Origin of the sequence: Anaeromonas gelatinilytica (assembly GCF_016820635.1) — a bacterium.
Classification (GTDB): domain Bacteria; phylum Bacillota; class Clostridia; order Tissierellales; family SIT17; genus Anaeromonas; species Anaeromonas gelatinilytica.
Genome location: NZ_WSFU01000058.1, coordinates 1 through 5,801 on the forward strand (window position 1 = coordinate 1; position 5,801 = coordinate 5,801).

A 5,801-nucleotide genomic window follows, 5' to 3' on the forward strand; every position below is an offset into this window, starting at 1 on the left:
TAGTATTTTTTCATTATAAATTTTTAATTTCACTCAATAATCATAAGATTTTCAGTGGCCTCGGAAAATCCGAGGAGTTATTTTAAATAATTTTTTTTATATATTACACACTTTATATCATAATAGGTTATATTTTCAGGTAAAGCTTCTTTAATAGGCTTTAAATACTTGGAGCCCACTTTATCTATGACATTTAACACTTTATTTTCTATATCCGGGCTTACTATATGATTCCAATTAATATTTAGACCCTCTTCTTCACATTTGACAAAATGATTTAATATAGTATCTTTTTTCAAGTTTCTTATTTCAGATATTTTTTCTATACTATTACCTTTTTTATATAAATTATAGCTTTCAATATGAGTTTTCATTTTAATTTTAGTAGGATTCGTATTTTTATTTATTGATATTTCTATTATTGGTTTAGCATCATTTTTATTGATATATTTATTAATTAAATCTAAAAATATCTCTCCATAGTTTTCATATTTTTTATCCCCTACACCTTTAATTTTAAGAAATTCCTCTTTATTCCTAGGAAGATAAGTAGCCATTTCTTTTAGAGATGTATCTGGAAATATTATATAAGGAGGAATATTTTTTTCTAAAGCTAAATTTTTTCTTACTAATCTTAAATCTTCAAATAAATCTTTATAATAGTTATTAATATCTAAGGTATCCTCTTTAAATATATCTACAGGCATATATACTTTTTCTTGTCCTTTTAATACTTTTTTTGAAATAGGAGTTAAATTAACTATAGGAAATTTACTTTCCGTAAGAGATAGAAATCCCTGAGCTATTAACACTGCAATTATATCCTTTATGCCTTTTTCAGTATAATTATCCATTATTCCATAAGTGGATATTTTATCTAAATTAAAGTTCAGAACCTTTTTATTTTTAGAACCTTTTAGGACTTGAGCTACTATAGTTGTTCCAAAATTTTCATTCAATCTATATACACAGGAAAGTATTTTTTGAGATTCTATAGTCACATCTTTAAATTCTCTATCAATAGTGCAATTGCTACAATTATTACATTTATCTATTATATCAACTTCACCAAAATATTTTAATATTTTTCCTCTTAAACATTTATGACTATAACAATAATCTACTAGATATTGTAGGTTTTTATATGCAATTGAAGCTCTTTGAGGATTGGGATAACTTTCTCCAATAAGGAATTTTTGTTTCACTACATCTTGGGGAGAGAATAATAATATACATTCACTGTATTCACCATCTCTACCAGCTCTTCCAGCTTCTTGATAATAAGATTCCATACTTTGAGGAATATTATAGTGAATTACATATCTTACATTTGACTTATCTATACCCATTCCAAATGCATTAGTAGCTACCATTATGGGAGTTTCGTCGTATATGAAAGAATGTTGAGCATTTTCTCTATCTTCTTTATTCATACCTCCATGATATAGACTAGCTTCATAATTTTTATTCTGTAAAAAGCTACCTAAAGATTCTACTTCTTTTCTAGTAGAGCAGTATATAATACCTGACTCGTTACTTTGATTTTTTAGATAATTAAGTATAAAATTTCTTTTGTCTACGTTATTTTCCACTCGAAAGAATAAATTTTCTCTATCGAAACCTGTAATTATTTCTTTGGGATTAATAAGATTTAGAAGTTTTTTAATATCGTCTATTACTTCTTCAGTAGCTGTAGCCGTGTATGCACCTATGACTGGCCTGTTTTTTAAATTATTTATGAATTTAGGAATTTCTTTATAGCTTGGTCTAAAGTCATGTCCCCATTTACTAATGCAATGAGCTTCATCAATAGCTATAAAAGGTATATTTATATGTTTAATTAAATTTATAAAATTTTTATGATTAAGTCTTTCTGGTGCTATATATATAAGATTATATTTATCTTTTTTTATATTTTGTAGTCTTTCATTAAGTTGGAGTGAGGTTAAACTACTATTGATATAAGTAGCATAAATACCTATTTCTGTCAATGAATCTACTTGATCTTTCATCAGAGATATCAATGGTGATATTACTAAAGTAGTACCTTCAGTAATTAAAGAAGGTATTTGATAACATAAAGATTTACCTCCACTGGTAGGCATAATACCTAAAACATCTTTGTTTTCTAATATTCCTTTTATTAATTCTTCTTGCCCTTTTTTAAAATCATTATATCCAAAATATTCTTTTAGTACTTTTTTTATATTCATAATGTCCTCCAATCTTTATAATTATTTTATATTTTTGTATCAATTAATTCAATTAATTAATTAAAAAGTTTAGAGAAAAGGAAAATGGTTATATTATATAGAATAGATACTACATTATTTTATGATAAGGATGATTTTATGAATAGATCAAGAATACATTATAATGCCCCTGTGACTCTTACGTTTACATTTTTAGCTCTAGGTGTGTTGTTATTAGGAGAAGTATATGGAGATGCTTTTATAAATTATCTCTTTGTAAATTTCAGGACATCCTTAGCGGATCCTATGCAATATATAAGATTATTTAGTTATATATTGGGGCATGGAAGTTGGGAACATTTTTCAAGTAATTTCTTATTAATACTTTTATTAGGTCCAATGCTTGAAGAAAAATATGGCTCTAAAGAATTAATAAAGATGATATTAATTACTGCTTTTGTAACAGGAGTAATTAATATATTATTGTTTGATACTGGACTTATAGGGGCAAGTGGAATAGTTTTTATGCTGATTTTATTAAGCTCTTTTTCTAATGTTAAAAGGGGGCATATTCCTCTTACATTAGTAATTGTAGGAATACTATTTATAGGAAAAGAGTTGACTACTGCCGTAATGGTTAAAGATAATATATCTCAAATGGCTCATGTAGTTGGAGGAATATGTGGAGCTATATTAGGTGGTAATAGAGTTAATAGAATAAAAATAAAAAAAATTAAAAAACATCAAGGAAATTAGTAATGTATTTATGAAACAAGCTATATATATTAAAAAATATATAAGTCCTATTTTATAAAAATGGAGGAAGGGAAATTTGCTTTAAAGAATAAATTATAAAAGGATATTGGTTTCTATCTGCATATGATTACTAATTTAGTATTATACTTTATTTGTTTAGAATGTTCTGTATAGATACATTTTCAGAAAAGGTTATTGAAATAACATCAGGCATTTTCAAATTTTTCCAAAAACTAAAATCATAATTTTTATTATAGTAATTTAATATTAATGTTATTAAATTTCCATGAGTACTAAGCGCAATAGTTTTTCCCGTATAATTTCTTAATAAATGTTCTATTAAAGAGATTCCACGAGCTTGTGCTACAAAATTGGATTCCCCCCCAACAAAACTGAAATTGTAGTCATTCCAAAGTTTATTCATACAATAATCGAAGTCAGGTTGAAATTGATTAGAGATAACCCTTTCCTTTAGTCTTTCATCTATTTGAATATCTTTCTTTAATTCCAAAGAAAGAGGAGCTATAGTTTGAATACATCGTTTATAAGGACTAGAAATTATCACATCAAAATCTATATTTTTTAAAAAATCTAATTTAGATAAACTATCAACACCCTTATCAGATAAAGGTCGGTTATATTCATCAGTAGAGTAAGTAGAATGAGCATGTCGTATTAAAAATATCTTTGTAATCATATTTAAATCCTCCAAATACATACGTGTTTTATTTATAAAGATAGTATCATAAAAGGGACATAAGTGTCACTTTAAAAATATATAAAGTCTAGATATAATAAAATTAAATAAGTCATATTAATCTTATTTAAATATTTATTAACTAGGAGGATAATTTATGGTTATAGGAAAGAATATAAGAGACATAAGGAAAAAAAGGGATAGTTCAAAAAGATCTGTACAAAAATTTTTGTGGTAGGAGTCAGATATCAAGGATTAAAAATGGGCACTTCAATCCATCATTAGATATATTATTTCATATATAGAGTTAAGTGAATTAGTAAAAATAAATAGTGATAATGGGGGAGTAGATATTTATAATAATAGCATTTAATCTGATGTAATTATACTTTTTTAGGTGTATAAGAGGTTTTAGAAGGAAAAATATGCTTCAGATAGATGTTATTGAAGATTTAAGAGATGAAAGATTTACTATAGAAAATGATTGGAAAAATCCAATTTTTGCAAAGACATAACTATAAAAAAGATTGGAAATTAAAACAACTGGTTTTATGGGGAGGTGGGAATTGCATTCATTTTTAGACCTATCGGTTTTTTAACTTCTATTTATTCATGAATAAAGAAAATATTACAATTAATGGAAAAATAAATTTTTTACTGGAAATTTGGTGCGAAATCTCTGGATTTATATTATCTAAAGTTGTGATAAATAATATGAAAGTATATAATAAATGTATGAGACTAAGAAAAGGAAGGTATTTTATGTCTGAAGAAAATATTACTAGATTGAATATAAATGATAAGGAAATTATCCTTATAGGAACAGCTCATATATCTCAAAAAAGTGCTGAACAAGTGAAAGAAATAATAGAAGAAGAAAAACCCGATACTGTATGCATAGAATTGGATGAACAAAGATATAAGTCTATGACAGAAGGAAAAAAATGGCAAGAAACAGATATAATATCCGTAATAAAACAGAAGAAAGCTACATTATTATTGGCTAATTTAATGATGTCTTCTTTTCAAAAGAGAATGGCAAAACAATTCAATATAACTCCTGGGCAAGAAATGATACAAGCCATAAATTCTGCAAAGGAGATAGATGCTGAATTGGTGATGGCAGATAGAGATATACAGATAACTTTTCAAAGGATATGGAGAGGGATAAGTCTTTGGGGTAAAATGAAATTGATTACAGAATTGATATATAGTATGTTTGCTGATGAAGAAATATCGGAGGATGAATTAGAAAAATTAAAGAATGATGATATACTTATTACTATGTTAGATGAATTGAAAGATTCATTCCCAGAATTGAAGAAAACATTAATTGATGAAAGGGATAAATATCTTTCTCATAAAATTAAAAATGCTCAAGGAAATAAAATCGTTGCAGTATTAGGAGCAGGACATATACCAGGAATTAAAGAAGAGATTAAAGAGGAACAAAATATAAAAAAATTATCTTCATTACCACAAAAATCTAAAAAAACTAAGGGTATTCAATGGGTTATTCCAGCAATAATTATGGGAATAATACTTTTTACATTTTACAATAATAGAGATATGGCATTAAGTCAGGCTATTGGATGGATATTATGGAACGGTTCTTTATCTGCTATAGGAGCTGTTATAGCTCTAGCACATCCCCTGTCTATAGTGACAGCATTTTTAGTTGCTCCTATTAGTTCATTAAATCCGTTATTAGCTGCAGGATGGTTTGTAGGTATAGTAGAAACATTTTTAAGAAAGCCTAAAGTAGAAGATTTCGAGAATTTAGCAGGAGATATAAATAGTATAAAAGGATTTTGGAAAAACAAAATTACTCATATACTTTTAGTAGTAGTATTAGCTAATATAGGTAGTGTAGTAGGAACCGCTGTTGGGGGAGCAGAAGTACTTAGGATATTTTTGAAATTATTTTAATGGGGACGGTTCTCTGTCCCATTGTTCGCAAAATTCGACATAACCCATGTCTTTTATTGTCTTCCAATATCTTCTGTGACTATTAACCCTTGTATTTATCAATAGTCTAAAACTTTTATTAAATAAACTTTTCTAGACAATAAAAAAATAACTGGGTTAACCCAGTTTTAGTGTTGCATCAAGGTAAATATTTAAACTTAACAATAAGAAACACCCTAAAAACGAAA

At 26.7% G+C, this 5,801-nt stretch carries 4 protein-coding genes; 2 read left to right on the plus strand and 2 right to left on the minus strand.

Going from position 1 to position 5,801, the window contains the following annotated elements; translation table 11 throughout:
- Positions 1-77: 77 nt before the first annotated feature.
- Positions 78-2,213 (minus strand): DNA helicase RecQ, encoded by a 2,136-nt coding sequence (recQ, locus tag GOQ29_RS04525; protein WP_203371452.1) that lies wholly within the window; start codon positions 2,211-2,213, stop codon positions 78-80.
- 84 nt (positions 2,214-2,297) lie between these two features.
- Here recQ and GOQ29_RS04530 point away from each other — a divergent pair, with 84 nt between their 5' ends.
- Complete coding sequence (locus tag GOQ29_RS04530) at positions 2,298-2,948, plus strand: rhomboid family intramembrane serine protease (protein WP_252187514.1); 651 nt, start codon at positions 2,298-2,300, stop codon at positions 2,946-2,948.
- A 148-nt stretch (positions 2,949-3,096) separates the two neighbouring features.
- On the opposite strand, the gene GOQ29_RS04535 is transcribed toward GOQ29_RS04530, so the two are convergent.
- Positions 3,097-3,645, minus strand: coding sequence for a histidine phosphatase family protein (locus GOQ29_RS04535; protein WP_203371453.1), 549 nt, complete (start codon positions 3,643-3,645; stop codon positions 3,097-3,099).
- 762 nt (positions 3,646-4,407) lie between these two features.
- Here GOQ29_RS04535 and GOQ29_RS04540 point away from each other — a divergent pair.
- Positions 4,408-5,574: a TraB/GumN family protein gene (locus GOQ29_RS04540; protein ID WP_203371454.1), complete on the plus strand. Its 1,167-nt coding sequence runs from the start codon at positions 4,408-4,410 to the stop codon at positions 5,572-5,574.
- The last annotated feature ends 227 nt before the right edge of the window (positions 5,575-5,801 follow it).

What these genes read in the sequence shown, in the direction of transcription:
- GOQ29_RS04535 (WP_203371453.1), bottom strand. Translation starts at nt 3,645, where the DNA reads ATGATTACAAAGATATTTTTAATACGACATGCTCATTCTACTTACTCT.
- recQ (WP_203371452.1), bottom strand. Translation starts at nt 2,213, where the DNA reads ATGAATATAAAAAAAGTACTAAAAGAATATTTTGGATATAATGATTTT.
- GOQ29_RS04540 (WP_203371454.1), top strand. Translation starts at nt 4,408, where the DNA reads ATGTCTGAAGAAAATATTACTAGATTGAATATAAATGATAAGGAAATT.
- GOQ29_RS04530 (WP_252187514.1), top strand. Translation starts at nt 2,298, where the DNA reads ATGGTTATATTATATAGAATAGATACTACATTATTTTATGATAAGGAT.